Consider the following 25,072-nt stretch of genomic DNA (forward strand, 5'->3'; position numbering starts at 1 on the left):
GCCTTAAAGAAAAATAGCACAGCGCGGGAGAATAAAGCGTGATCAAGTCTGGATAAATGGAATCGTTTACACAAGTTGAATAATCCGAACTGTCAGGAAAGACGGCAAAAAAATCCATGCCTGAATAACAGGAACGATATTTTAGTGGTAGCGGTTACATGAGAAAAAGTCCCGCCAGACTGGGTTTAGCCCGCTTTATCTGCGGGCAGGGGCAACAAGGGCGAGCAAAGGAATTTTCAGAAAAGGGCGAAATGGCGGCCAGCGCTGTTTTCCAGCCGCCAGCTTTTCAGTGCGCTTTTTCAGATAGCGCATCACTCTGGTAGCGATAGCTATCGCCGTCTGGGAGGAAGGTCAGACGATGCGTGATGCACTGCGGCGCATCTTCTGCATGATGCGAAACAAACAGCAGTTGCGTTTCGCCTTCCGCAATCAGCACATCAACAAAGCGACGCACCAGCTGGCGGTTGATCGGGTCCAGCCCCTGTAACGGCTCGTCAAGGATCAGCAGCGCCGGATGTTTCACCAGCGCACGGGCAATCAGCACCAGCCGCTGCTGCCCCCAGGAGAGGTCATGAAACGGCGACTCCGCCAGCTTTTCCATGCCCAACAGATGCAGCCACTGCTTCGCCAGCGACCGCTGTCGATCCGACACTGCCTGATAAATGCCGATTGAGTCGAAATAGCCGGAGAGGATCACGTTGCGCACGCTGCTGCTGACGCGGTAATCCAGATGCAGGCTGCTGCTGACATAGCCAGTATGCTGTTTGATATCCCAGATGGTTTCACCGCTGCCGCGTCGGCGGCCAAACAGTGTTAAATCGTTGCTGTAACCCTGCGGATGATCCCCGGTTACCAGACTCAGCAGCGTGGATTTACCGGCACCGTTCGGTCCGACAATCTGCCAGTGCTGGCCTGGCTTCACTTCCCAGCTAAGGTGATTGATGACAGGTTTATCATTGTAGGAGACCACGCCATCGCGCAGCACAATAAGCGGAGTATCCGCAGCCAGCTGAGGCTTGAGTGAGGCATCGTCAGGCTCGGGCAGCGTCATGCCGGTAAGCTGTTCGCTGTGCGCCAGTTGCGCTACCAGCGCCTCTGCAAGGATCGCTTTGCGCGGCCCCACGTGCGTCAGCGTGCATTCAGCCAGCACGCCTACATTGCCGATAAAGTCGGGGATATCATCAAAGCGGTTCAGCACCAGCACGACGGTACAGTGCTGCTGATGAAGCTCAGCCAGCACCTGGGCAAGGTTCGCGCGCGAGGCGACATCCAGCCCATCAAAGGGTTCATCCAGCACCAGCAAATCTGGCTGGGCCATCAGCGTCTGGCAAAGCAGCGTTTTACGGGTTTCGCCGGTAGAGAGATATTTAAAGCGACGATCCAGCAGGTGGCTAATGCCAAACAGCGCCGCCAGCTGCTGGCAACGTTCAGGATCGGCCCTTTCCTCCTGAATGATGTCGGCGGTGGTGCGGCCGGTATCCTCTTCACCGGGACTGAGCAGGTCGGTATTGTTGCGTTCCCACTCCTGTGCAACCAGCTGTTGCAGCTGTTCCAGCGAAAGACGAACCGGACGAACGAAGCTGCTGGTCAGCTCGCCTTTAGCGTTTTTCAGCTCGCCAGCCAGCACGCGAGCAAGAGAAGATTTACCGCTACCGTTAGCTCCGACAAAAGCCCAGCTTTCGCCAGCCTGCAGAGTTAAGGCATCAAGGGTCAGGGTTCGGGTATCGCTAAGGTGAAACGTGCCTTGCGAAATATGCAACGTTGACATTTTTCATTCCATTTTTTGCACTGTAACCGAAACTATTAAACCCTGACGCCCTGCTTGTCAAATTGCAGGGTAATAATCAGAGCAGCGTGGCGATAATGACTTTATCGGCGTTGAAATGTGCTGTCACCGCCATGCCCTGCTGAAGCTGTTGCTCACTGACCCGTTCATTGGCGAGGGTGGCACAAAGCGTTTCACCGCCGGGAAGGGCGATCAGCACTTCACTCTGCGTCTCGCCTTTTTCGATATGGCTGACGGTGCCGTCAAGCTGATTCTCCGCCTGTGAAGGGCTGCTGGTGACGTCAATCCACGGCGCTTTGATCAGCACCAGCACCTCTTTGCCGCTGCTCAGCGCCAGCCGGTTAGCGCTGGTTTCCGTCACAGCGGCCTTAATCCTGGTGCTGCCATCGGCCAGCAAAACCTCAATATGCTGCATTACAGCCTGTTCGTCGCGTTCGCTAACGGTGCCAAAGAGCTGATTACGCGCGCTGGTTTGCAGGGAAAAACGGGCAATCGCCCCCAGCAAACTCCCCAACGGGACATCATCCTGAAGCACATCAAAGGCTTTTTGCTGAATTTGTTCCAGCAGAGCAAACAGCTGGATCAGACGCTCGCCATAGGGTGTTACCTGAGCACCGCCGCCCCCTTTGCCGCCGGTTGCCCGTTCGACCAGGGTACGGTCCGCCAGGGTGTTCATTTCGTTAATTGCATCCCAGGCGCTTTTATAGCTGATACCGGCCAGTTTGGCGCCCTGGCTGATAGAGCCAGTCTGCTGCACCTGCTTAAGCAGTTCGATACGTCTTGGGTCTGCAAACAGGCGCTGTTGCAGTTTCAGGATCAGGGAAAGTTCAGCCTGCATAGTGGCGTTCGCTCCGGCAAGAATAAGAAGGGGAGAAGTGTACACCTTTGTGCCTGCCGGGCGTAAAAACAGGTAAAACGCACAAAAAGGGCAGTGCACTTTTTTCCGCTGTAGATACAATGGTTTTTTTCCAATTCATCAATGGAGGCTCCTGTGGTGGAATTACTTATTGGTCTGGGTGAAGCTATCCTGATGGTTCCTGTGGTGATGGCAATTATCCTTGGCCTGATTTACGGTCTGGGTGAAGTGTTCAACGTGATTTCCAAAATTGGACATTCGAAAGAGCAGCCAGCAAAAACCCGTCAGTAACCTCTTCTGATACGCCCGGCTCCTGCCGGGCGTACGTTTTTTTCTTCCCCGCTTAACTTTTTCCCGCCTGGTGCCGATAAACTTCATGACAGGGTAAGTAAAATCGTTATATTACAATCTACATAACGACCCTTGGAGAAGACCATGTCTGTACAATTACGTCATGTCATTGTGGCTGCCACGCTTTGCGGCCTGGCGGGGCAGGCGACGGCTGCAGAAAACATAACCGTGTTTGCTGCTGCCTCACTGACTAATGCCCTGCAGGAAATTGCCGACCAGTATCAGCAAGGCAAAGAGGTGAAGATTGTCTCTTCCTTCGCTTCCTCCTCTACGCTGGCTCGTCAGATAGAGCAGGGCGCGCCAGCCGATCTGTTTATCTCTGCGGATCAGCAGTGGATGGATTACGCCATACAGAAGAAAACTATCGACGAAGCCAGCCGTTTTACTCTGTTAGGCAATGAGCTGGTGCTGGTGGCGCCAACGGAAAGCAAGCCGCAACCGGTGACAATCTCTGCAAGTACCAACTGGAAAAGCCTGCTGAAAGGGCAACGTTTGTCGGTGGGCGATCCCGACCACGTTCCGGCCGGCATCTATGCCAAAGAAGCGTTACAGAAGCTGGGTGCCTGGGATACTCTCTCCTCCCAGCTCGCGCCGGGAAACAGCGTGCGCGTCGCTCTGGCGCTGGTAGAGCGTAACGAAGCGCCATATGGCATCGTTTATGGCTCTGATGCCATTGCCAGTAAAAAAGTCACGGTGGTGGGCACCTTCCCGGAGAAGAGCCACAAGCCGGTTGAATACCCGATGGCGATGGTGAAAGATCGTAATTCTGCCACCGTCACCGCCTTCTATAACTATCTGAAAGGGCCGGAAGCGGCGGCCATATTCAAACGATATGGATTTACGCCTGAATCATGATCCTCAGTGACCCCGAATGGCAGGCGGTAGCGTTGAGCCTGAAAGTCGCCTCGGTGGCGGTTCTCTTTAGTCTGCCCTTTGGGGTTTTGATGGCCTGGGTTTTAGTCCGCTGCCGTTTTCCCGGCAAAACTTTGCTGGACAGTGTGATCCACCTGCCGCTGGTGCTGCCGCCGGTGGTGGTGGGCTATCTGTTGCTGACCAGTTTTGGCCGTCGCGGTTTTATTGGTGAATACCTGTATGACTGGTTTGGTTTCACCTTCGCCTTTAGCTGGCGCGGCGCGGCGCTCGCCTCAGCGGTCATTGCCTTCCCGCTAATGGTCAGAGCGATAAGGCTGGCGCTGGAAGGCGTCGACAGCAAACTGGAACTGGCTGCCCGCACGCTGGGCGCGGGACGCTGGCGAGTCTTCTTCACCATCACGCTGCCGCTGACGCTGCCCGGCATCATTGCCGGAACCGTGCTCGCCTTCGCCCGCTCGCTGGGTGAATTTGGCGCAACCATCACCTTCGTTTCCAATATACCGGGTGAAACCCGAACGCTGCCCTCTGCGATGTACACTCTGATAGAAACGCCCGGTGCGGAAGGCGCAGCGGCGCGCCTCTGTGTGATAGCCATTCTACTGGCGCTCTGTTCACTGTTGATCTCTGAATGGCTGGCCCGCTGGGGCCGGAAACGGCTGGGGTTATAATGCTGGAACTTCATTTTACGCAGCAGCTTGGCGACCATACGCTGACCCTGAATGCACAGCTTCCCGCCAAAGGTATCACCGCAATTTTTGGCGTTTCCGGCGCGGGTAAGACCTCGCTGATTAATGCTATCGGCGGACTGACAACACCGCAGCAGGGAAGTATCAGGCTTAATGGCCGGGTGCTGAGCGATGCGGAAAACGGCATATATCTTCCGCCGGAAAAGCGCCGTGTCGGCTATGTTTTTCAGGATGCGCGACTGTTTCCCCATTATCGTGTCCGCGGTAATCTTGAATACGGCATGGCTAAAAGCATGCGTCCCGAATTTGAGATGCTGGTGAAATTGCTGGGCATCGAAGCGCTGCTGACACGTTTTCCCGCCTCGTTATCGGGCGGAGAAAAGCAGCGCGTGGCGATTGGGCGCGCATTGCTGACGGCACCGGAAATCCTGCTGATGGACGAGCCGCTGGCCTCGCTGGACCTGCCCCGAAAGCGTGAACTGCTGCCTTACCTGCAAAAGCTGGCAAAAACCGTTGATGTGCCCATTCTCTATGTCAGCCACAGCCTGGACGAAATTCTTCAGCTGGCTGACAACGTACTGGTGCTGGACAACGGCAGCGTGAAAGCGTTGGGCACGATTGAAAAAGTGTGGGCCAGCAGTGCAATGCGCCCCTGGCTGCCACGAGCGGATCAAAGCAGCGTGATGCGGGTTCAGGTGCTTGAGCACCATCCGCACTATGCGATGACCGCGCTTTCGCTGGGCGATCAGCATATCTGGGTCAGCCGGGTTAATGCCCCGCCCAAAACGCCGCTGCGCCTGCGCATTCAGTCTGCTGACGTGTCGCTGGTTCTTCAGCCGCCGGTAAACAGCAGCATTCGCAACGTGGTACCCGCCCAGGTAGCGGAACTGCTGGAGACAGATGATCAGATAGAAGTGAAGCTGATGGTGGGGCAAAGCGAGCTGTGGGCGCGTATCACGCCCTGGGCGCGCGATGAACTGATGATTAAACCGGGCATGTGGCTCTATGCCCAGATCAAAAGCGTGTCGATTATCGCCTCGTCTTATAGCAGCATAAGATAGAGGCCTGGCTACAGTTGCCCGTGCACCGCGATACTGCCGCTCTGTTTATAACACTTCGCGGTAGATAGTTTCCGCAATACCTGGCTCAAGGTTGGTGCCGATTACGCGGCCTGCACGGGCTTTGATCGCGTCATCAGCATTGCCCATCGCCACGCCGAGGCCTACCGTTTCCAGCATGCTGAGGTCGTTGTAGTTATCGCCAAAGGCCAGCACGTCGCTCATCTGATAACCTTCTGAGGCTACCCACTGCGCCAGGCGTTTGCCCTTGCTGTTACCCGCTTTGGCAATATCGACCTGATCGTGCCAGGACCATTCGCACGCCAGACCCATCTCTTGTTCAACACGATCGGCAAACTGCTGCAATGCACGCGTGTCAGGATGGGAGAGGGCAAACTTCCAGATCGACTCCGCATCCCTGGCGGCCTGGGCCAGGCTGTCGACTTTATTGAACACCGGACGCTGATGCTCTGGCAGAGACAAGCCCCAGTTGATGGTGCGTGTGACATGGCCGGTTTCGGTCTGATAGAGCATGGCGTTATCAACATAGAGCAGACCGTGGATCGCCGCTTCATCCAGCATTTCAACTACCCGCAGCGCCTGGTCTTTCGGCAGCGGATCGGACTGTATGACCTTTTTTGCTTGATAATCATACAAGTAGGTGCCGTTGCAGCAGATTGCAGGTGTATCTAACGCCAGCGCCTGATAAAAAGGATGGATAGCGACATGATGACGACCGGTGACGATGGCCACCTTGATGCCCGCCTGCTGAGCCTTTTTCAGGGCTTCCAGCGACTCAGGAAGAATGGTTTTGCGCGGCGTTAACAGGGTGCCGTCCAGGTCCAAAGCAATGATGCGATAACTCATAAACAGTTCCGGATGTGGCTAAACAAGAGCCAGTGAGTGTACACCCTGTGATGAGGTTAACAAAACCAGACGCCACAAAACTCCCCCCATGGGAGGGAAAAACACGCTACGCTTTGCCACAGGCCAGCTTACCCAGTAAAAGGAGAATTCATGAAACAAGTCGTTTATACCGCCAGCCCGGAGAGCCAGCAGATCCACGCCTGGCAGTTAGCCGATGACGGCGCCCTGACCCTGCTGCAGGTAGTGGATGCGCCGGGCCAGGTGCAGCCGATGGTTGTCAGTCCGGACAAACGTTTTCTCTACGTGGGGGTACGTCCGGACTTCCGCGTAGTGGCTTATCAGATTGATCGCGAGGGTAAGCTCACCGAGGCTGGTCACGCTTCGCTGCCGGGCAGCCCGACGCACATCTCTACCGATCGTCAGGGCCGCTTTATCTTTGTCGGTTCTTATAACGATGCCTGCGTCAGCGTCAGCCCCATTGGTGCCGACGGTCTGCCGGGCGAGCCGCAGCAGGTCATTGCTGGCATGGATGGCTGCCACTCCGCCAATATCGATCTCAGCAACCAGACGCTGTTTGTTCCAGCTCTGAAGCAGGACCGCATCTGCCTGTTTGATCTGCAGGAAAACGGCCAGTTGGTGCCGCACAAACAGACGCAGGTTGCCACCGTTGAAGGCGCTGGCCCGCGTCATATGGTGTTCCACCCTAATCAGCAATATGCCTACTGCATCAACGAGCTGGACAGCACCGTGGACGTGTGGAAGTTAAATAACGCGCATGGCGAAGTTGAGCGGGTTCAGAGCCTGGATATGATGCCGTCTGGCTTCAGTGAAACTCGCTGGGCGGCGGATATCCATCTGACGCCAGATGGCCGTTTCCTTTACAGCTGTGACCGCACCGCCAGTATTCTGACCGTGTTCAGCGTGAGCGAGGATGGTGCAATGCTGGCTGTTGAAGGACATCAGCCTACCGAAACGCAGCCGCGCGGATTTAATATCGATAATACCGGTCGTTATGTTGTCGCAGCGGGGCAGAAATCGCATCATATTGAAGTGTACAAAATTGGTGAAGATCGCGGATTACTGCAGCCGCTGGCGCGTTATGCCGTAGGGCAGGGGCCTATGTGGGTGGTTATCACGCAGCTGTAACCAGCCAGTAAAAGAAAAGGGGCGAAAATTCGCCCCTTATTTTATTCAACGTTCAGTAAGCTTACGTCGCAACAGCGGGAAATGCCTTGCTTCCCTCCGCGCCGTTACGCCCGTCAGCGTTTAAGTCAGCTATAGATCGCCGTTATTGAGGCGCTGCCTAACTGATGGAAATGCACGTTAAAGCCAAGGTAAGCGCCGCTGGAACTCTCATCCACTTCCAGTGCGTCCACATCAATGGCATAAACGGTGAAGATATAACGGTGGCTTTCGCCTTTCGGCGGTGCCGCGCCGCCGTAGCCGCTGCTGCCAAAGTCCGTACGCGTTTGTACCGCGCCGACAGGCAAATCAGCTACGCCGGAACCTGCACCCAGCGGAAGTACGCGGGTTTCAGCCGGTAAATTCGCCACTCCCCAGTGCCACCAGCCCGAGCCGGTAGGCGCATCCGGATCGTAGCAGGTCACGACAAAGCTTTTCGTGCCCGGCGGCACATCGTCCCACGCCAGATGCGGAGAGAGGTTATCGCCCTGATAACCCATGCCGTTAAAAACATGGCGCTCCGGGAGCTTATCGCCATCGTTAAAATTCGGGCTAAACAGTTTCATTCCACCTCCTGGTGTTATCGGTGAAGCAATTTCAGCAGCTCTTCGGCTGCGGCGGCTGAGGATGCGGGATTCTGACCTGTGACCAGATGACCATCCGTCAGCGTATACACGCCCCAGTCACTGGTTTTTTCATAGTTGGCACCCAGCGATTTAAGGACATCCTCAACCAGAAAAGGTACCACATTCGTCAGGCCAACGGCTTCCTCTTCCGTGTTGCTGAAGCCGGTGACACGCTTGCCTGCCACCAACGGCGTACCGTCTGGCTTTTTCACATGCCGTAGCACGCCCGGCGCATGACAAACTGCGCCAACCGGCTTGCCGTTGGCATAGAAGTTTTCAATCAGATCGATGCTGACGCGCTCGACGGCCAGGTCCCACAGCGGCCCGTGTCCGCCGGGATAGAACACCGCATCGAAATGGGTACTGTCGATATTCTCGAGCTGCTGCGTGTTGGCTAACGCCTGCTGAGCCGCAATATCCTGACGGAAACGCGCTGTGTCAGACGTTTGCGCGTCCGGCTCTTCGCTTTTTGGGTCCAGCGGCGGATGGCCGCCAGCAGGAGAAGCGAGCACCACGTTGATCCCCGCATCGCGGAACACATAGTAAGGGGCGGCAAACTCTTCCAGCCAGAACCCCGTTTTCTTACCGGTCTCGCCCAGACGATCGTGCGAGGTTAATACCATTAACAGTTTCATTTCCAGGGCTCCTTCAGGGTTTATCGCCCGCAACCCGTATCAGTACCTTGCCGAAGTTATTTCCCTCCAGCATGCCGATAAAGGTTTCCGGCGCATTATCCAGTCCGTCCACCACATCCTCCCGAAAGACGAAGCGTTCCTGCTCCACCCACTGGCTCATCTGGCTGAAGAACTCTTCAAAACGGTGACCATAATCCTGAGTGATAATAAAACCTTGCACGCGCAGGCGCTTACGTAATATCGCACTCTGGAACTGCGGCAGCCTATCCGGCCCGGTTGCGGCTTCCGTACTGTTGTAATCTGCAATCAGCCCGCAGACCGGAATACGGCCTTTACTGTTCATCAGCGGCAGAACGGCATTGAAAACTTTTCCGCCAACGCTTTCGAAATAGACGTCAATCCCGTCACGGCAGTAACGCTTAAGGGATTCGGCCAGGTCGTCGGAACGGTGATCGAGACAGCGATCAAAGCCTAATACCTCTTCGGCATAGCGGCATTTCTCTTCACCACCGGCTATCCCTACCACATAGCAACCCTTGAGTTTGGCAATCTGACCGACCATCGAACCTACGGCACCGGTAGCGGCGGCGACCACCACGGTTTCACCTGGCTGCGGATTACCGATATCCAGCAGCCCCATATAAGCGGTGAATCCGGTCATACCAAGCATGCCCAGCGCCCAGGAAGGGTGCTTTAACACCGGCCCGGTGAGTTTAAAGAGATCTTTGCCATCGGAGAGGGCAAAGTCCTGCCAGCCGCTCTGGCTGACCACCCAGTCGCCGGGAGCGTAATCCTGATTATTGGATTGCTCAACCACGGCCACCGTACCCGCGCCCATCACGTCATTAACGGCAATCGGAGGAACATAGGAGGGGGCATCGCTCATACGCCCGCGCATATAAGGGTCCAGCGACAGCCAGACAGTGCGCAGTAAAACTTCGCCCTGCCCGGGTACGGGAACATGCTCTGACTCAAGACGGAAGTTGGCTTCAGTTGGCGCACCATGCGGGCGCGAGGCCAGTACAATCCGGCGATTTGTCTGTTTATCTTGCGGCATAAAAGATCTCCTTTACGGTTTAGCATCGTAAAAGCGTAGTGCATCAGGGCACTCGCTGCTTTATAGCGCTTCGCAGCATGGAGAAAATCAGGCTCTGCGGAGGAGATCCCCTCCGGCCAGAAGAGAGGCCGGAAGGGCTGAAAAGGTTAAGCGTGCAGAAACAGTTCAGGGCGATCCAACGCTGCGGCAATGGCATCTGTGAGCTGCTTCAGTGCTGCCGGTTTAATGATGTAAGGCGGCATCAGGTAGATAAGTTTGCCGAAGGGGCGGATCCAGACGCCGCGCTCAACAAAGAAGGCCTGAAGAGCAGCCATCTTCACCGGTCGGTGCGTTTCAATCACGCCAATGGTGCCGAGCACACGTGCGTGCGCCACTTCCGGCATCGCCTGCAACGGCAGCAGGTCGGCCTTGAGCTGCGTCTCGATAGTGGAAACCTGCTGCTGCCACTGATTCTCCTGCAATATTGCCAGGCTTTCGCTGGCAACGGCGCAGGCCAGCGGATTGCCCATAAACGTCGGGCCGTGCATAAAGCAGCCCGCCTCGCCATTACTGATGGTATTGGCGACTTCGCGAGTGGTCAGCGTCGCTGAAAGCGTCATAGTACCGCCCGTCAATGCTTTGCCAACGCAGAGGATGTCGGGCGAAATACCCGCATGATCACAGGCAAAGAGTTTGCCGGTGCGGCCAAAGCCCGTGGCGATTTCATCGGCTATCAGCAGCACGTTGTGGCGATCGCACAGCTCCCGGACCCGTTGCAGATAGCGCGGATGGTAAAACCGCATCCCGCCTGCGCCCTGCACAATCGGCTCCAGGATCACGGCTGCCAGTTCCCCTGCATGCAGACGGATCAGCCGTTCAAAGTCATCCGTATCGCGATCCTGCCACTCATCATCAAAGCCACAGGCTGGCGCGACGGCAAACAGATGGGAAGGCAGATAGCCCTGATACAAGCTGTGCATGGAGTTTTGCGGATCGCAGACCGACATCGCCGCAAAGGTATCGCCATGATAACCGTTGCGCAGCGTGAGAAAGCGCTGACGGCGCTCGCCTCTCGCCTGCCAGTATTGCAGCGCCATTTTCAGCGAAACTTCAACCGCTACCGAACCGGAGTCGGCCAGGAAAACCGTCTCCAACCCGGCAGGCGTCATCTCGACCAGTTGGCGGCACAGCGCCACGGCGGAAGGATGGGTGATGCCGCCAAACATCACGTGGGACATCTGCTCAATCTGCGCACTCATCGCCTGGTTAAGGCGAGGATGGTTGTAACCGTGGATCGCTGCCCACCAGGAGGACATGCCATCAACCAGCTTGCGGCCATCGGCCAGATGCAGATCGGTCTGATGGGCCGCCACCACGGGATAGACCGGCAGCGGTTGGCTCATGGAGGTGTAAGGGTGCCAGATATGGTCACGGTCAAAAGCGAGATCGGCAGGGGTCATAAATAACTTGTAAACCAAATTCAAAAAAATTAGTTTACAAGTATAACCAGGCAGAGCCGGATCACCACAGCATTTTTTTGGAGCAAGCAATGGCAACTCGTTGGACTATTTCTCAGGCGCAGGCCCTTTTTGATAAGCCGTTTTTAGAGCTGATGTTTGAAGCACAGCAGGTTCACCGCCAACATTTTGATCCCCGCCAGGTGCAGGTCAGCACGCTGCTCTCGATCAAAACCGGAGCCTGCCCGGAAGACTGCAAATATTGCCCGCAGAGTTCGCGCTATAAAACCGGGCTGGCTTCCGAGCGGCTGATGGAAGTGGAGGAGGTGCTGAGTTCGGCACGCAAGGCTAAAGCCGCCGGTTCAGACCGCTTCTGCATGGGCGCGGCCTGGAAAAACCCGCACGAGCGCGATATGCCGTATCTGGAGCAGATGGTAAAAGGGGTGCGTGAAATGGGGCTGGAAACCTGCATGACGCTGGGGACGCTCAGCGACGACCAGGCCCAGCGTCTGGCGCATGCCGGGCTGGATTACTACAACCATAACCTCGATACTTCCCCGGAATTTTACGGCAACATCATCACTACCCGTAGCTACCAGGAGCGCCTGGATACGCTGGGGAAAGTGCGCGATGCCGGGATCAAAGTCTGTTCTGGCGGTATTGTTGGTCTGGGCGAGAGCGTCAACGATCGCGCCGGGCTGCTGGTCCAGCTGGCTAACCTCCCTGTGCCGCCGGAGAGTGTGCCGATCAACATGTTAGTTAAGGTCAAAGGCACGCCGCTGGCCGATAACGACGACGTCGATCCGTTCGACTTTATCCGCACCATCGCCGTGGCACGTATCATGATGCCTTCCTCGCACGTCCGTCTCTCTGCCGGACGCGAACAGATGAGTGAGCAGACGCAGGCGATGTGCTTTATGGCTGGCGCCAACTCGATCTTCTACGGCTGCAAGCTGCTGACCACGCCGAATCCGGAAGAAGACAAAGATTTGCAGCTCTTCCGTAAGCTGGGACTGAACCCGCGTCATACCACCACCGACGCGGGTGATAACGAACAGCAGCAGGCGCTGGCCGGACAGTTACTGAGTGCCGATACCGAACAATTCTACAACGCGGCTCTCTGAATGAGCTGGCAGCAACGGATAAGCCTGGCGCTGGATGAGCGCCGGGAAAAGGGGCAGTTTCGCCAGCGCAGAGTGAATCAGCAAAGCGATGCGCGAACCCTGAAAATCGACGGTAAGCGCTATCTGAACTTCTCCGCCAATGATTATCTTGGACTGAGCCATTATCCCGCTATCAAACATGCCTGGCAGCAGGGAGCAGAATGTTATGGTGTGGGCGCGGGCGGTTCAGGGCATGTGACTGGCTATCATGCTGTTCAGGCGGAGTTTGAACAGCGGCTGGCTGCATGGCTCGGCTATTCCCGTGCGCTGCTGTTTATCTCCGGTTTTGCGGCAAATCAGGCAGTTATTGCGGCTATGTTGAGCAAAAAAGATCGTATTTTTGCTGATAAGCTCGCCCACGCCTCCCTGCTTGAAGCCGCTTCGCTAAGCCCCGCAACGCTGCGTCGTTTTACCCACAATCAGCCCGCCTCATTAAGCAAGCTGCTGGAAAGCGGGGCGGAAGGGGAAACTCTGATAGTGACAGAGGGGGTCTTCAGCATGGACGGTGACAGCGCGCCGCTGGCGGAGCTGCACAGGCTCTCTGAGCATCACGGCAGCTGGCTGATGGTGGATGATGCGCACGGCATTGGCACCGTCGGCGAGCAGGGGCGCGGTAGCTGCTGGCAGCAACAGGTAAAACCTGAGCTGTTGGTGGTGACCTTTGGCAAAGCGTTCGGCCTGAGCGGCGCGGCCGTACTTTGCGATGATGATACGGCAGATTATCTGTTGCAGTTTGCCCGCCATCTGATCTATAGCACCGCCATGCCTCCCGCCCAGGTTTGCGCGCTTCACGCCTCGCTGACCGCTGTTCAGCAGGGTGATGAACTACGTCTGCGTCTGCATCACAACATTGCGCTTTTCCGTGAGGGGGCTACAGCGCGCGGGCTTGCTTTGCTGCCTTCCTGCACGGCTATCCAGCCGATGATTGTTGGCGATGAATATCAGGCGCTGGCGCTGGCAGAAGCGCTTCGTCAGCAGGGCTGTTGGGTCACCGCTATTCGTCCGCCTACCGTCCCTCCCGGCACCGCCAGGCTGCGCATCACGCTCAGCGCTGCGCATCAGCCGGAAGATATAGAGCGCCTGCTGGAGGGCCTGCATCATGCACAGGGTTAACAAGCAGGCTGTGGCCAGGGCGTTTGGTCGCGCCGCACAAACCTATAACCAGCATGCTGAATTGCAGCGTCTTTGCGGAGAGAAGCTGGCTGGCTTCGCCCGTAAACAGCAGGGGCAACGCGTACTGGATGCCGGATCGGGGCCGGGGTGGTTCAGTAAGCGCTGGCGCGAGGCGGGTAATGCGGTCACAGCCCTTGATTTATCAGCAGAAATGTTGGAGCAGGCGCGCTCACTGCAAACGGCGGATCGCTATCAGAGAGGGGATATCGAAGCGCTGCCGTTCACTGCCCCTCAGTTTGATCTCTGTTGGAGCAATCTGGCGGTGCAATGGTGCAGTGATTTACGGCTGGCCCTGACGGAACTTTACCGGGTGACGCTTCCCGGCGGTCAGGTGCTGTTTTCAACGCTGTCGGCTGGCTCTTTAAGCGAGCTGACAACAGCCTGGCAACCGCTGGATCTCGCGGCACCTGTTAATCACTTTTTGCCGGTTGAAGCTATTGCGCTGGCCGGAGACAAGCTGCCGCTGAGGCTGAAGCAGGAGACCCTGACTCTGGCCTTTGCCGATGTGCTCAGCGCCCTGCGTTCGCTTAAGGGGATTGGTGCCACGCACCTGCATGGCGGCAGGCGTGAAGGCGGTCTGAACAGAGGGCATTTTCAACAGCTGGAGCAGAACTGGCCGCGCGACAGCCGGGGCTATCTGCTCAGCTATCACCTGGTGTATGGAGTAATGGATCGTGAGTGAACGTTGGTTTATTACCGGAACGGATACGGAAGTGGGGAAGACGGTAGCCAGTACCGCACTGCTCCAGGCTGCCAGAGCGGCTGGTTTTTGCAGCGTGGGCTACAAACCGGTGGCGTCAGGCTGTGACGTTACCCCGGAAGGATTGCGTAACAGCGATGCGCTGGCGCTGCAAAAAAACAGCGTGCTGGCGCTGCCTTATGACTGCATCAATCCGCTGGCTTTTGAAGAGCCTACCTCGCCGCATATTGTCAGTGAAGAAGAGGGCAGACCCATCACTTTTGCACGTCTCTCGGCTGGTCTGGCCGCCATAACACAACAGGCGGACTGGGTGCTTACTGAAGGTGCCGGAGGCTGGTTCACGCCGCTCTCTGCCACCACGACGTTTGCCGACTGGGTGCAGCAGGAACAGCTGCCCGTGGTGCTGGTAGTAGGGATAAAGTTAGGCTGTATTAATCATGCCATGTTAACGGCACAGGCGATACAAGCCAGCGGCCTGCGTCTGGCTGGCTGGATAGCTAATGAGATTCAGCCTGCGGGAAAACGGCACCAGGAGTATCTGGCGACGTTAAAACAGCGTTTGCCCGCGCCGCTGCTGGGAGAGATCCCCTGGCTGACTCACGCCGATGAGTTTGACCACTTGGGGCGCTATCTGCGTTTACCGCAGTAATTGCCGCTCTGGCATGCTGATTCCGGGGAGATTGCCCCCGGAATCGCTCTCTCTACTATTAAGATACCGTAAGCCAGGTATTTACCATGCTCTCATCCAACTGAGCGACTTTGCCATGGGCCACATTGCGCCCGCGATGCAACAGCAGGAAGTAATCCGCGACTTTGCGGATAAAGGAGATACGCTGTTCAAGCAGCAAAATCGTCAGCCCGAAATCATGGTTCAGCCGGTGGATCAGGTTGCCCATCTCCTCTTCCAGCCACGGCGACATGCCCTCGGTCGGCTCATCCAGAATCAACAGCTTCGGCTGTAACACCAGCGCCCTGGCAAGCGCTAACTGCTGCTGCTGGTCCATCTGTAGCTCTCCGCTGCGCTGATGTCGCAAAGAGTAGAGCGCCGGAAACAGGTCATACACCATCTGCGGGATCGCTTTGTGACACTCCAGTCCGGCACCGGCCAACAAGGCGATCTGTAAATTCTCCTCCACGCTGAGCTGCGAGAAGATTTGCCGCCCCTGCGGCACGTAGCCAATGCCCAGCGCGGCACGCTGTTCCATCGGTTGTAGCAGCAGATCCTTGGGGGGAAGATTCGCCTCCTGCCAGATCATCGACCCGCTGTTAATGGGCAGATGACCCATGATGCAGTTGACCAGCGTGGTTTTCCCCATGCCAGGCCGCCCCAGAACCCCAGTACAGGTGCCAGGGGTAAGATCCAGGTCAACATCCCATAAGATGTGATTCTGCCCATAAAATTGGTTGATAGAACGTAAGCTGAGCATCTGACACTCTCCTCCAGACAGTTTTCGATCGCACCTGGTTGCATCCGCTCTACGTCGTGTGGCAAACAGTCGTCAACGTTTCCTGCGAAACGCCTGCGGCTTTGGGCTTCTCGCTCTGGTGTTAAGAAAGCGTGAGGCGGTTACCGTAGGTCTTGCAATTGACAGGCCAATCTGGCGTAAAGAGGGGAAAACGGCAGGGGAGCTGATAATCAGCGCCAGTGATTGGTAATAAAAGTTAAATAATTGCCCCAGGTAATATTCTCCTGCACTCACGCGGTGCTGAGTAAGAATCATTTCTGGTGCAACTGCTTGTCTCAGAGGCAATCCGGGCTGTCATCAAAGTGAAAAAATCGCTGAGAAAAGGGTGGCGGCAATCAGGGATATATGCTCTTCGCTGGTATCAATCCTGAAGCCACAGGCGAAAATAATGCAAAAAAAAATATTTGTGGGGGCAGCGCCAGGGGGATAACGATTTATACACAGCAGACGGGTCGGGCGCTGAAATCAGTTATCCACCATTCCTGTGGATAACCATGTGCATGAGCGTCTGAAAACTTACGCCAGGCGAGAGCGGGCGCGGGTTGGGCACGAAGTGATGCGAAACTCGTCTCTGGGGATAAATTAAATAAAATCAATGCGTTATTTAAAATCAAGACGCATAAAGTTCTGCGATATGATGGCCCCCGCATTTTGTCAGTGAAGCTTGACAATTGTTAAAGTTACTACCCTCTTGGGGATAACCCTGCCAGGCTGTAGCAGAAGTGACGCTTAGCCATACCCTGGCGGGAGCGCTACGCTTCTCGCTTCACCATCTTGCAAAATAACTGTGATTATATCCAGTCTTTTTTGCTGGTAAAATCGTTGTGGCAGAGTAAAATTAGGTTTGCACTTCATCACCAGGTAGCCATTCAATGAGCAAAGTCTTTAAACTCAACTCCGATTTCAAACCCGCTGGGGACCAGCCCGAGGCGATCCGTCGCCTGGAAGAGGGGCTGGAAGATGGGCTGGCGCATCAGACGCTGCTCGGGGTAACCGGCTCCGGGAAAACCTTTACCGTCGCCAACGTAATCGCCGATCTCAATCGTCCAACCATGGTGCTGGCGCCCAACAAAACGCTGGCAGCGCAGCTCTATGGAGAGATGAAAGAGTTCTTCCCGGACAACGCGGTGGAATATTTCGTCTCCTATTACGATTACTATCAGCCTGAAGCCTACGTACCCAGCTCAGATACATTTATCGAGAAAGATGCTTCAGTAAATGAGCATATTGAGCAGATGCGTCTTTCCGCCACCAAAGCACTGCTGGAAAGGCGGGATGTGATTGTGGTGGCGTCAGTATCGGCTATTTACGGTCTGGGCGACCCCGATCTCTATCTGAAAATGATGCTGCACCTGACCCGGGGCATGGTTATCGACCAGCGCGCTATCCTGCGCAGGCTCTCTGAGTTGCAGTACACCCGTAACGATCAGGCATTTCAGCGCGGCACCTTCCGCGTGCGCGGCGAGGTCATTGATATCTTCCCCGCAGAGTCAGATGATTATGCGCTGCGCGTGGAGCTGTTTGATGAAGAGGTGGAGCGGCTGTCGATTTTTGACCCGTTAACCGGGCAGATTAGCTCTGTTATTCCGCGTTACACCATCTATCCGAAAACGCACTACGTTACGCCGCGTGAGCGTATTCTTCAGGCGATGGAAGAGATTAAGGTGGAACTGGCCGATCGGCGTAAAACCTTACTGGAGAATAATAAACTGCTGGAAGAGCAGCGCATTTCCCAGCGCACCCAGTTTGATCTGGAGATGATGAATGAGCTGGGCTACTGCTCGGGGATTGAAAACTACTCGCGCTATCTTTCCGGCCGTGGGCCGGGTGAAGCGCCGCCCACGCTCTTCGATTATCTGCCCGCTGATGGCCTGCTGGTGATTGACGAATCCCACGTTACCATCCCGCAAATTGGCGGCATGTACCGCGGTGACCGCGCGCGTAAAGAGACGCTGGTAGAGTATGGTTTCCGCCTGCCCTCAGCGCTGGACAACCGTCCGATGAAGTTTGAGGAGTTTGAAGGACTGGCACCGCAAACCATTTATGTCTCCGCCACGCCGGGCAACTACGAGCTGGAGAAGTCGGGCGGTGAAGTGATCGATCAGGTCGTCCGTCCTACCGGCCTGCTTGATCCGCTGATTGAAGTGCGCCCGGTGGGGACGCAGGTCGATGATCTGCTGTCGGAGATCCGCAAGCGTGTCGCCATCAACGAACGCGTGCTGGTAACGGTGCTGACTAAGCGGATGGCAGAAGATCTCACCGAGTATCTGGAAGAGCACGGTGAGCGGGTACGTTATCTGCACTCCGACATTGATACCGTGGAGCGCGTCGAAATCATCCGTGACCTGCGTCTGGGGAAATTTGATGTGCTGGTAGGGATTAACCTGTTACGAGAAGGGCTGGATATGCCAGAAGTCTCGCTGGTTGCCATCCTGGATGCCGACAAAGAGGGCTTCCTGCGTTCAGAACGCTCGCTGATCCAGACTATCGGACGCGCGGCGCGTAACCTTAACGGTAAGGCAATCCTCTACGGCGATAAAATTACCCCCTCTATGGCGCGGGCCATCAGTGAAACCGAGCGCCGTCGTGAGAAGCAGCAGATCTATAACGAGGAGAACGGCATTGTACCGCAGGGCCTGAACAAGAAAATTGCCGATATCCTTGAACTGGGGCAGGGGATCAACAAAAACAAAACCAAAGGTCGCGGCAAGTCGCAACGCGCTATTGTGGAAGATGATACCCCTTACCTGGATCTCTCGCCGAAAGGGCTGCAGAAGAAAATCCACGAGCTGGAGGCCCGGATGCAGGAACATGCGCAGAATCTGGAGTTTGAAGAAGCGGCTAACGTGCGTGATCAGCTTCATCAGGTACGCGAGCTGTTTATCGCCGCTTCTTAAAAAGCGGCGTGGGCGCGAAAGCGTCCTTACGGCAGGCGGCAGCTGTTTCGCCCCGGAGGATTATCTGAAGTTGCGAAGCGGGAGCCAGGGTAACGCCTTCAGGCGGACTTAATCGCCTGAACCGCATGTTCAATGGCAATGTGCAGCAGCTGGCGGTCGTGGCGGTACTTAATGTCAGCGGCTTCCAGCGGTTCCTGAATAACCACTCTGTCAGTAACGTTGCGGGTATCGACAGCGGGGCCGACCACCACGGCATCAATCACCTTTTTGCCGATATATTTTTCCATCATGGCCAGTTTCCCTTCCAGCGTAAGCTGCGCCGTCGCCGGACTGAGTTCCCGGCCCAGGTTGCCGATAAACACCATCGTGGCTGGCGTGCGGCGCAGCGCCTGCGCCATATCAGGCATCAGCAGCACCGGCATCAGGCTGGTGTAGAAACTGCCGGGGCCAATCAGAATTAAATCCGCTTCTGCCACCGCTTCAACGGCTTCCCTGGTAGCGCTGACCACAGGGGAAAGCATCAGCTCCTGCGGCGGCTGCTGCATCTGATCGATAGCGGTTTCGCCATAAACCTGGTTGCCTTCACTGTCGACAGCCACCAGATCCACTGGCTGCTCTGACATCGGGATCAGGAACGCATCCACTTTAAGCAGATTACGGATCAGATTGATCGCTTCAAAAGGGCGAACGCTGAGATGATCCAGCGCTTTAAGCATCAGGTTTCCCAGATTATGACCCGCCAGTTCGCCGTTGCCGCTGAAGCGATACTCAAACATGGCCGAAGCCACGCTGGGTTCGGCAATCAGCTGATTGAGGCAGTTGCGCATATCACCCCAGGCGATCCCCCCTTCAGAGCGACGAATACGCCCGGTAGAGCCACCGTTATCTGTAGTGGTGACAATACCAGTCAGCCGGGATCCCAATGGAGAAAGCGCAGACATCACGCGCCCCAGGCCATGTCCGCCGCCTAATGCCACTACCCTGTCGAGATCGGCTAACGTGCGATTACGCATAAAAATCCTTGGCTTAAGTTTGATTGAGGCGAGACGTAACGCGCTGGTAAGGCTATTTTAGCGTAATGTGTGACTAAAATACGCCAAAATACGTTATATACCCAAATACATAGCGAAACTCTCTTCTGGCATCCCTCACACAATAGCGCTAGAATTTTCACACCAAGGTTTGCCGATGTGCGGTAAATCACACTTAGCCTCTACCCCTACGTCATCTGATATGGAGTATTGGCCGCAACCCCGAGTTGCCAGGGTGCAGAAAGAAATGCCTGCATCTCCCGTTTTGGAAAGGTGTTCTGGTGTCACAATTTATTGATAACTTCGATCGCAAGTTCTATTACCTGCGTCTGTCGATCACAGACGTCTGCAATTTTCGTTGCAACTACTGTCTGCCTGATGGCTATAAACCACAGGGCACCAGCAATAAAAGCTTCCTTTCGCTGGATGAGATCCGGCGCGTTACCCGTGCCTTCGCCGCTGCGGGGACGGAAAAAGTGCGTCTGACGGGCGGCGAACCCTCCCTGCGCCGTGATTTCACCGAAATCATCGCTGCCGTGCGCGAAAACAGCGCTATTCGCCAGCTGGCGGTGACCACCAATGGTTACCGTCTGGCCCGCGACGTGGCGCAGTGGCGCGACGCCGGTCTCACCGCGCTGAACGTCAGCATCGACAGTCTGGACGCCCGTCAGTTTCATGCCATCACCGGTCAGGACAAATTCCATCAGGTGATGAGCGGCATCGATGCGGCGTTTGAAGCCGGTTTCAGCAAAGTGAAAGTGAATACTGTGCTGATGCGCGACATCAACCATAACAGCCTCCAGACCTTCCTTGCGTGGATCCGCACCCGGCCCATTCAGCTACGTTTTATCGAGTTGATGGAGACGGGCGACGGCGGCAATCTGTTCCGCAAACATCATGTCTCTGGCGAAGTGATCCGCGACCAGCTGATTATGCAGGGCTGGATCCGTCAGCCAGGGGAGCGCAGCGCGGGGCCTGCTCAGGTGTTCCGTCATCCTGATTATCAGGGCGAAATCGGCCTGATCATGCCTTACGAAAAAGATTTCTGCGCTACCTGTAACCGGCTGCGGGTCTCCGCCACCGGCAAGCTGCATCTCTGCCTGTTCGGCGATGGCGGGGTTTCCCTGCGTGATCTGCTGCAAAATGATGGGCAGCAGGCCGAATTGCAGGAACGGATCGCTGCCAGCCTTCGTACCAAAAAGCAGACGCATTTCCTGCATCAGGGCAATACCGGCATCACGCAGAATCTCTCTTATATCGGCGGTTAACATTAAGGACGTGAACATGGCTAAACCTTCGGCTGAATTTATGCCGCTTAACGTGGCAGTACTGACCGTTTCTGACAGCCGCGATGCTGCCAGCGACAGCTCTGGCGACTATCTGCGCGAGGCGCTGACGGAAGCGGGGCATCAGGTGCTGGACCATGCGCTGGTGAAAGACGATCGCTATCGCATTCGGGCCGTTGTCTCCAGCTGGATTGCCAGCAGCGATATGCAGGTGGTACTGGTAAACGGCGGGACAGGATTTAACAGTAAAAACAGTACGCCTGAAGCGCTGCTGCCGCTGTTCGACCGCGAAATTGAAGGGTTCGGCGAACTGTTCCGCATGATCTCCTATGAAGATATCGGCTCCTCCACGCTGCAGAGCCGTGCCGTGGCGGGCATCGCTAATCAGACGGTGATTTTTGCGGTACCAGGGTCTACCGGTGCCTGCCAGCTTGCCTGGGAACGGATTATTCAGGATCAGCTCGATGCCCGTACCCGCCCTTGTCATTTTGTTTCACACGTGAAGAAGCCCTGATTTATGTCTCAGTTAACCCACATCAATGCCTCTGGCGAGGCGCATATGGTGGATGTTTCTGCCAAGAGCGAAACCGTACGTGAAGCGCGTGCCGAAGCGTTTGTCAAAATGCATCCCGACACGCTGAAAATGATTATCGACGGCAGTCACCACAAAGGGGATGTGTTTGCCACCGCGCGCATCGCCGGTATTCAGGCTGCCAAGCGAACCTGGGAGCTGATCCCGCTTTGCCATCCCCTGTTGCTAAGCAAGGTCGAGGTTACGCTGTTTGCCGATGAGGCTAACAGTCAGGTGCGTATTGAGTCGCTCTGCCGTCTGACTGGCAAAACGGGCGTGGAGATGGAAGCGCTGACGGCGGCCTCCGTGGCGGCGCTGACCATCTACGATATGTGTAAAGCCGTGCAGAAAGATATCAGCATTGAGCAGTGTCGTTTGCTGAGTAAAAGCGGCGGCAAATCGGGTGATTTCCTGGCGGTTCCCCATGATTAACGTGCTGTTTTTTGCTCAGGTACGCGAGCTGGTGGGGACCGGAAGCCTGACCATGACGCAGGATTACGCCACGGTAGAAGCCCTGCGTGCGGCGCTGGCTGCCAAAGGCGACCGCTGGGCGCTGGCGCTGGAGTCGGGGAAAATCCTCGCTGCGGTGAATCAAACGCTGGTTTCGCCGCAGCATGCGTTAAAAGCGGGTGACGAAGTCGCCTTCTTCCCACCGGTAACCGGAGGCTGAGATGGAGACGAGGATCAGGGTTGGGGCGGCGCCATTCGATATGGGCGAAGAGTATCGCTGGCTGGCGGCCTGTGATGAAGATGGTGCGGTAGTGACCTTTACCGGAAAAGTGCGAAATCACAACCTGGGGGATAACGTGTCGGCGCTGACGCTGGAACACTATCCGGGCATGACTGAAAAAGCGCTGGCAGAGATCGTCGCCGAAGCGCGTGAGCGCTGGCCGATGCAGCGTGTTACGGTTATTCATCGCATTGGTGAGTTATTCCCCGGCGATGAGATCGTGATGGTAGGCGTTAGCGGGGCGCACCGGGCAGGCGCGTTTGCCGCTGCCGAATTCATTATGGACTACCTGAAAACCAGGGCACCGTTCTGGAAACGGGAAGCGACGCCGGAGGGTGACCGTTGGGTGGAGTCCCGTGACAGCGACCATCACTCTGCCGCACGCTGGAAGTAGCGCCATGGAGGATTCAGAAGCCGATGTGATAGCTTCCTGCCGTTGCGCTGTGTACCCTGAGGGGATTAGCCGTTGAAAAACAAGGAAAGTAATGAGTTACCCTAAACGCCTTTCCCTGCTGGCCCTGATGGTGCTGGCAGGTTGTACCAGCCAGCCGAAAAAAAACCTTCCTGAACGCCGTCCGGCAGATGTTAAAGCACAGATAGCGCAACTGCTGCCTGCTAAGGTGAGCGACCGTCAGGGATGGAGTAACGATATTTTTGCTGCGTTTAACGGTCAGGGGCTGGAACCCAGCGTCTCTAATCTCTGCTCGGTGATTGCGGTCACCGATCAGGAATCCACCTTCAACGCGGATGCAACCGTGCCAGGTCTGCCAAAAATTGCCTGGGGCGAAATAGATCGTCGTGCCGCAAAGCTACATATTCCCTCTTTTGTCGTTCGCACGGCGCTGATGATCAACTCCCCCAACGGCAAAAGTTATGCCGCAAGACTGGATAACGTGCGCAGCGAGAAGGAGCTGAGCGCAATATTTGACGATTTTATCAGTATGGTGCCGATGGGGCAGACGCTGTTTGGCAATCTCAATCCTGTGCATACCGGTGGGCCGATGCAGGTCAGCATTGCGTTTGCAGAAGCCCATGCTAAAGGCTATCCCTGGCCTGTAGATGGCTCTGTTCGCCGTGAGGTGTTTACCCGTCGCGGTGGCGTCTGGTTCGGAACGATGCATCTGCTGGGCTATCCGGCAAATTACAGCCGACAAATTTACCGGTTTGCCGATTTCAATGCAGGCTGGTATGCCAGCCGTAATGCGGCGTTTCAGGCGGCAGTATCCCGGCTGAGCGGCATTAAGTTAGCGCTTGATGGCGATCTGATCCTCTACGGCTCTGACCAGGCTGGCTCTACGGAACTTGCCGTAAGGACGCTGAAATCGCGTCTGGATATGAGCGATCGGGCTATCCGCAATGCGCTGGAGAAGGGCGAAAGTATAGAGTTTGAAAAAACGGATTTATGGCAGCAGGTCTTTGCCCTGGCCGATAAAAATGCCGGAGGGCGTCAGCCGCGAGAGAGGCTGCCTGGCATCAAGCTTGAAAGCCCGAAAATCACCCGTAACCTGACCACCGCCTGGTTTGCGCAGCGTGTGGATGGACGTTACCAAAGCTGTCTGGCGCGCGGGAAATAGTTTTGCCGAAGCGGCAGCTGTGATGATTTCCGCATCCCTGCGGCAGACACTCGGCTAAGGCACTTCGGGGCGCCCCCGTTAAGTTTGGTGTTGTTGGTTGGCCTGGCGTTCACACAGGTCAAAACCGAGTTGGTGCAAAGGTGTCACCCCGAAGTGCCTTATCCTGGACACCGCAGTGCGAAAGGTTAACTTTGATATGTTGCGCGGCATCAGCGCAAACCTTGATGCCGCATCCCTGCGGCAGACACCTGGCTAACGTGCTCCGTGGTGCCACCCACGAGATTCAGCGTTGCCTTTGATTTCAGCGCTCGCACAGGTCAAAACCGGCTGCGGTGCAAAGGCGTCACCATAGAGCACGTTATCCGAGACGCCGTAAATACGTCCATGTAGGCCTGGCTGCCGCATCCCTGCGGCATACACTTGACTAACGTGCTCTATGGTGCCACCCACGAGATTCAGCGTTGCCTTTGATTTCAGCGCTCGCACAGGTCAAAACCGGCTGCGGTGCAAAGGCGTCACCATAGAGCACATTATCCGAGACGCCGTAAATACGTCCATGTAGGCTTGGATGCCGCATCTCTGCGGCATACACTTGGCTAACGTGCTCTATGGTGCCACTCGGGCGATTCAGCGTGGCCTTTGATTTCAGCGCTCGCACAGGTCAAAACCAGATTTGATGCTGGTTTTGGATTTGGATTTGGTTTGTTTTTCTATAACAGACAACACCAACGTGTTGGGGAAGGGAGAGGGGGCTGATAAGCAAAAGCTAAGCGGCATGGACGCCGCTTCGCAGCCCCCAGGGAGGGGTTCACGGCGTTTTTGTGTTCATCCCCCTCTCCCTGACCAGGCCACCAGGCTTTCAGGCAACACGCCTTTTCGCCCAGTCTTCAAACGTTTCTGCTCTCCCTGACCAGGCCACCTTGCTTTCAGGCAACACGCCTTTTCGCCCAGACTTCATACGTTTCTGCTCTCCCTGACCAGGCCACCTTGCTTTCAGGCAACACGCCTTTTCGCCCAGTCTTCAAACGTTTCTGCTCTCCCTGACCAGGCCACCAGGCTTTCAGGCAA

25 protein-coding genes and 1 riboswitch are annotated in these 25,072 nt (G+C 56.0%); of the genes, 16 read left to right on the forward strand and 9 right to left on the reverse strand.

Annotation, left to right across the window (positions count from 1 at the left end):
* Nucleotides 1-286 precede the first annotated feature (286 nt).
* Nucleotides 287-1,768 carry a molybdate ABC transporter ATP-binding protein ModF gene (gene modF, locus SD961_RS20895; RefSeq protein WP_318792245.1) on the reverse strand — a complete coding sequence of 494 codons (1,482 nt, stop codon included), beginning with the start codon at nucleotides 1,766-1,768 and terminating at the stop codon, nucleotides 287-289.
* Nucleotides 1,769-1,844: 76 nt separating this feature from the next.
* Entirely contained in the window at nucleotides 1,845-2,624 is a 780-nt protein-coding gene (gene modE / locus SD961_RS20900) for a molybdenum-dependent transcriptional regulator (RefSeq protein WP_318792270.1), read from the reverse strand.
* Nucleotides 2,625-2,777: 153 nt separating this feature from the next.
* Here modE and SD961_RS20905 point away from each other — a divergent pair, with 153 nt between their 5' ends.
* The 4 genes from SD961_RS20905 (at nucleotide 2,778) to modC (ending at nucleotide 5,613) form a co-directional block, all read left to right on the forward strand.
* Nucleotides 2,778-2,933 carry an AcrZ family multidrug efflux pump-associated protein gene (locus tag SD961_RS20905; protein ID WP_318792246.1) on the forward strand — a complete coding sequence of 52 codons (156 nt, stop codon included), beginning with the start codon at nucleotides 2,778-2,780 and terminating at the stop codon, nucleotides 2,931-2,933.
* Between the two features lie 144 nt (nucleotides 2,934-3,077).
* Nucleotides 3,078-3,848, forward strand: coding sequence for a molybdate ABC transporter substrate-binding protein (modA, locus tag SD961_RS20910; RefSeq protein WP_318792247.1), 771 nt, complete (start codon nucleotides 3,078-3,080; stop codon nucleotides 3,846-3,848).
* Nucleotides 3,845-4,534: a molybdate ABC transporter permease subunit gene (modB, locus tag SD961_RS20915; protein ID WP_318792248.1), complete on the forward strand. Its 690-nt coding sequence runs from the start codon at nucleotides 3,845-3,847 to the stop codon at nucleotides 4,532-4,534. Before modA ends, modB begins: the two co-directional genes overlap by 4 nt.
* Nucleotides 4,534-5,613 carry a molybdenum ABC transporter ATP-binding protein ModC gene (gene modC / locus SD961_RS20920; RefSeq protein WP_318792249.1) on the forward strand — a complete coding sequence of 360 codons (1,080 nt, stop codon included), beginning with the start codon at nucleotides 4,534-4,536 and terminating at the stop codon, nucleotides 5,611-5,613. Before modB ends, modC begins: the two co-directional genes overlap by 1 nt.
* A 45-nt stretch (nucleotides 5,614-5,658) precedes the next feature.
* Here modC and SD961_RS20925 read toward each other — a convergent pair whose 3' ends face one another.
* Nucleotides 5,659-6,477 carry a pyridoxal phosphatase gene (locus tag SD961_RS20925; protein ID WP_318792250.1) on the reverse strand — a complete coding sequence of 273 codons (819 nt, stop codon included), beginning with the start codon at nucleotides 6,475-6,477 and terminating at the stop codon, nucleotides 5,659-5,661.
* A gap of 150 nt (nucleotides 6,478-6,627) precedes the next feature.
* On the opposite strand from SD961_RS20925, the gene pgl reads away from it, so the two are divergent.
* Entirely contained in the window at nucleotides 6,628-7,623 is a 996-nt protein-coding gene (gene pgl / locus SD961_RS20930; RefSeq protein ID WP_318792251.1) for a 6-phosphogluconolactonase, read from the forward strand.
* 125 nt (nucleotides 7,624-7,748) lie between these two features.
* On the opposite strand, the gene SD961_RS20935 is transcribed toward pgl, so the two are convergent.
* From SD961_RS20935 to bioA, 4 genes are all read right to left on the reverse strand, one after another.
* Nucleotides 7,749-8,225: a kinase inhibitor gene (locus SD961_RS20935; RefSeq protein ID WP_318792252.1), complete on the reverse strand. Its 477-nt coding sequence runs from the start codon at nucleotides 8,223-8,225 to the stop codon at nucleotides 7,749-7,751.
* A gap of 14 nt (nucleotides 8,226-8,239) precedes the next feature.
* A complete protein-coding gene (locus SD961_RS20940; protein WP_318792253.1) occupies nucleotides 8,240-8,920 on the reverse strand; it encodes a type 1 glutamine amidotransferase domain-containing protein in 681 nt (226 codons plus the stop codon).
* A gap of 13 nt (nucleotides 8,921-8,933) precedes the next feature.
* Nucleotides 8,934-9,977, reverse strand: coding sequence for an NADP-dependent oxidoreductase (locus tag SD961_RS20945; protein WP_318792254.1), 1,044 nt, complete (start codon nucleotides 9,975-9,977; stop codon nucleotides 8,934-8,936).
* A gap of 146 nt (nucleotides 9,978-10,123) precedes the next feature.
* The gene (gene bioA / locus SD961_RS20950; protein WP_318792255.1) at nucleotides 10,124-11,416 is read right to left on the reverse strand and encodes an adenosylmethionine--8-amino-7-oxononanoate transaminase; all 1,293 of its coding nucleotides are present in this window, start codon (nucleotides 11,414-11,416) and stop codon (nucleotides 10,124-10,126) included.
* Between the two features lie 89 nt (nucleotides 11,417-11,505).
* Here bioA and bioB point away from each other — a divergent pair, with 89 nt between their 5' ends.
* From bioB to bioD, 4 genes are read left to right on the forward strand one after another with little or no spacing between them, the layout of a single operon-like run.
* Nucleotides 11,506-12,537 (forward strand): biotin synthase BioB, encoded by a 1,032-nt coding sequence (gene bioB / locus SD961_RS20955; protein ID WP_318792257.1) that lies wholly within the window; start codon nucleotides 11,506-11,508, stop codon nucleotides 12,535-12,537.
* Entirely contained in the window at nucleotides 12,538-13,689 is a 1,152-nt protein-coding gene (gene bioF / locus SD961_RS20960; RefSeq protein WP_318792258.1) for an 8-amino-7-oxononanoate synthase, read from the forward strand. It abuts the gene before it with no gap.
* Nucleotides 13,673-14,431, forward strand: a complete 759-nt coding sequence (gene bioC / locus SD961_RS20965; RefSeq protein ID WP_318792271.1) for a malonyl-ACP O-methyltransferase BioC — start codon at nucleotides 13,673-13,675, stop codon at nucleotides 14,429-14,431. Before bioF ends, bioC begins: the two co-directional genes overlap by 17 nt.
* On the forward strand, nucleotides 14,424-15,098 hold the full coding sequence (bioD, locus tag SD961_RS20970; RefSeq protein ID WP_318792259.1) for a dethiobiotin synthase: 675 nt from the start codon (nucleotides 14,424-14,426) through the stop codon (nucleotides 15,096-15,098). The genes bioC and bioD overlap by 8 nt, the downstream gene beginning before the upstream one ends.
* A gap of 58 nt (nucleotides 15,099-15,156) precedes the next feature.
* On the opposite strand, the gene SD961_RS20975 is transcribed toward bioD, so the two are convergent.
* Nucleotides 15,157-15,876, reverse strand: a complete 720-nt coding sequence (locus SD961_RS20975; RefSeq protein ID WP_318792260.1) for an ABC transporter ATP-binding protein — start codon at nucleotides 15,874-15,876, stop codon at nucleotides 15,157-15,159.
* A 911-nt stretch (nucleotides 15,877-16,787) separates the two neighbouring features.
* Between SD961_RS20975 and uvrB the strand changes: the two genes are divergently transcribed.
* Nucleotides 16,788-18,812 carry an excinuclease ABC subunit UvrB gene (gene uvrB / locus SD961_RS20980; RefSeq protein ID WP_318792262.1) on the forward strand — a complete coding sequence of 675 codons (2,025 nt, stop codon included), beginning with the start codon at nucleotides 16,788-16,790 and terminating at the stop codon, nucleotides 18,810-18,812.
* A 98-nt stretch (nucleotides 18,813-18,910) separates the two neighbouring features.
* Here the strand turns inward: uvrB and SD961_RS20985 are convergent, their stop codons facing one another.
* Nucleotides 18,911-19,825 carry a uridine diphosphate-N-acetylglucosamine-binding protein YvcK gene (locus tag SD961_RS20985; RefSeq protein ID WP_318792263.1) on the reverse strand — a complete coding sequence of 305 codons (915 nt, stop codon included), beginning with the start codon at nucleotides 19,823-19,825 and terminating at the stop codon, nucleotides 18,911-18,913.
* A 178-nt stretch (nucleotides 19,826-20,003) separates the two neighbouring features.
* Nucleotides 20,004-20,135, forward strand: a riboswitch (molybdenum cofactor riboswitch).
* Between SD961_RS20985 and moaA the strand changes: the two genes are divergently transcribed.
* The 6 genes from moaA (at nucleotide 20,122) to SD961_RS21015 (ending at nucleotide 24,004) form a co-directional block, all read left to right on the forward strand.
* Nucleotides 20,122-21,111: a GTP 3',8-cyclase MoaA gene (gene moaA, locus SD961_RS20990; protein ID WP_318792272.1), complete on the forward strand. Its 990-nt coding sequence runs from the start codon at nucleotides 20,122-20,124 to the stop codon at nucleotides 21,109-21,111. Its footprint overlaps the riboswitch before it by 14 nt.
* A gap of 16 nt (nucleotides 21,112-21,127) precedes the next feature.
* The gene (gene moaB, locus SD961_RS20995) at nucleotides 21,128-21,643 is read left to right on the forward strand and encodes a molybdenum cofactor biosynthesis protein B (protein ID WP_318792264.1); all 516 of its coding nucleotides are present in this window, start codon (nucleotides 21,128-21,130) and stop codon (nucleotides 21,641-21,643) included.
* Nucleotides 21,644-21,646: 3 nt separating this feature from the next.
* Complete coding sequence (moaC, locus tag SD961_RS21000) at nucleotides 21,647-22,132, forward strand: cyclic pyranopterin monophosphate synthase MoaC (RefSeq protein ID WP_318792265.1); 486 nt, start codon at nucleotides 21,647-21,649, stop codon at nucleotides 22,130-22,132.
* Nucleotides 22,125-22,370 (forward strand): molybdopterin synthase sulfur carrier subunit, encoded by a 246-nt coding sequence (gene moaD, locus SD961_RS21005; RefSeq protein ID WP_318792266.1) that lies wholly within the window; start codon nucleotides 22,125-22,127, stop codon nucleotides 22,368-22,370. Before moaC ends, moaD begins: the two co-directional genes overlap by 8 nt.
* Before the next feature lies 1 nt (nucleotide 22,371).
* On the forward strand, nucleotides 22,372-22,824 hold the full coding sequence (gene moaE, locus SD961_RS21010; protein ID WP_318792267.1) for a molybdopterin synthase catalytic subunit MoaE: 453 nt from the start codon (nucleotides 22,372-22,374) through the stop codon (nucleotides 22,822-22,824).
* Nucleotides 22,825-22,951: 127 nt separating this feature from the next.
* On the forward strand, nucleotides 22,952-24,004 hold the full coding sequence (locus SD961_RS21015) for a DUF1615 domain-containing protein (protein ID WP_412916731.1): 1,053 nt from the start codon (nucleotides 22,952-22,954) through the stop codon (nucleotides 24,002-24,004).
* Nucleotides 24,005-25,072 lie beyond the last annotated feature (1,068 nt).

This window comes from Erwinia sp. MMLR14_017 (assembly GCF_033657285.1).
Taxonomy (GTDB): Bacteria; Pseudomonadota; Gammaproteobacteria; order Enterobacterales; family Enterobacteriaceae; genus Erwinia.

Bases quoted from the DNA above. Each gene is read 5' to 3' on its own strand.
- SD961_RS20940 (WP_318792253.1), bottom strand. From the start codon at position 8,920: ATGAAACTGTTAATGGTATTAACCTCGCACGATCGTCTGGGCGAGACC.
- SD961_RS20925 (WP_318792250.1), bottom strand. From the start codon at position 6,477: ATGAGTTATCGCATCATTGCTTTGGACCTGGACGGCACCCTGTTAACG.
- modB (WP_318792248.1), top strand. From the start codon at position 3,845: ATGATCCTCAGTGACCCCGAATGGCAGGCGGTAGCGTTGAGCCTGAAA.
- bioA (WP_318792255.1), bottom strand. From the start codon at position 11,416: ATGACCCCTGCCGATCTCGCTTTTGACCGTGACCATATCTGGCACCCT.
- SD961_RS21015 (WP_412916731.1), top strand. From the start codon at position 22,952: ATGGTGCTGGCAGGTTGTACCAGCCAGCCGAAAAAAAACCTTCCTGAA.
- SD961_RS20975 (WP_318792260.1), bottom strand. From the start codon at position 15,876: ATGCTCAGCTTACGTTCTATCAACCAATTTTATGGGCAGAATCACATC.
- moaD (WP_318792266.1), top strand. From the start codon at position 22,125: ATGATTAACGTGCTGTTTTTTGCTCAGGTACGCGAGCTGGTGGGGACC.
- pgl (WP_318792251.1), top strand. From the start codon at position 6,628: ATGAAACAAGTCGTTTATACCGCCAGCCCGGAGAGCCAGCAGATCCAC.
- modC (WP_318792249.1), top strand. From the start codon at position 4,534: ATGCTGGAACTTCATTTTACGCAGCAGCTTGGCGACCATACGCTGACC.
- moaE (WP_318792267.1), top strand. From the start codon at position 22,372: ATGGAGACGAGGATCAGGGTTGGGGCGGCGCCATTCGATATGGGCGAA.
- moaC (WP_318792265.1), top strand. From the start codon at position 21,647: ATGTCTCAGTTAACCCACATCAATGCCTCTGGCGAGGCGCATATGGTG.
- modE (WP_318792270.1), bottom strand. From the start codon at position 2,624: ATGCAGGCTGAACTTTCCCTGATCCTGAAACTGCAACAGCGCCTGTTT.
- SD961_RS20945 (WP_318792254.1), bottom strand. From the start codon at position 9,977: ATGCCGCAAGATAAACAGACAAATCGCCGGATTGTACTGGCCTCGCGC.
- moaB (WP_318792264.1), top strand. From the start codon at position 21,128: ATGGCTAAACCTTCGGCTGAATTTATGCCGCTTAACGTGGCAGTACTG.
- bioB (WP_318792257.1), top strand. From the start codon at position 11,506: ATGGCAACTCGTTGGACTATTTCTCAGGCGCAGGCCCTTTTTGATAAG.
- modA (WP_318792247.1), top strand. From the start codon at position 3,078: ATGTCTGTACAATTACGTCATGTCATTGTGGCTGCCACGCTTTGCGGC.
- bioF (WP_318792258.1), top strand. From the start codon at position 12,538: ATGAGCTGGCAGCAACGGATAAGCCTGGCGCTGGATGAGCGCCGGGAA.
- SD961_RS20935 (WP_318792252.1), bottom strand. From the start codon at position 8,225: ATGAAACTGTTTAGCCCGAATTTTAACGATGGCGATAAGCTCCCGGAG.
- modF (WP_318792245.1), bottom strand. From the start codon at position 1,768: ATGTCAACGTTGCATATTTCGCAAGGCACGTTTCACCTTAGCGATACC.
- uvrB (WP_318792262.1), top strand. From the start codon at position 16,788: ATGAGCAAAGTCTTTAAACTCAACTCCGATTTCAAACCCGCTGGGGAC.
- SD961_RS20985 (WP_318792263.1), bottom strand. From the start codon at position 19,825: ATGCGTAATCGCACGTTAGCCGATCTCGACAGGGTAGTGGCATTAGGC.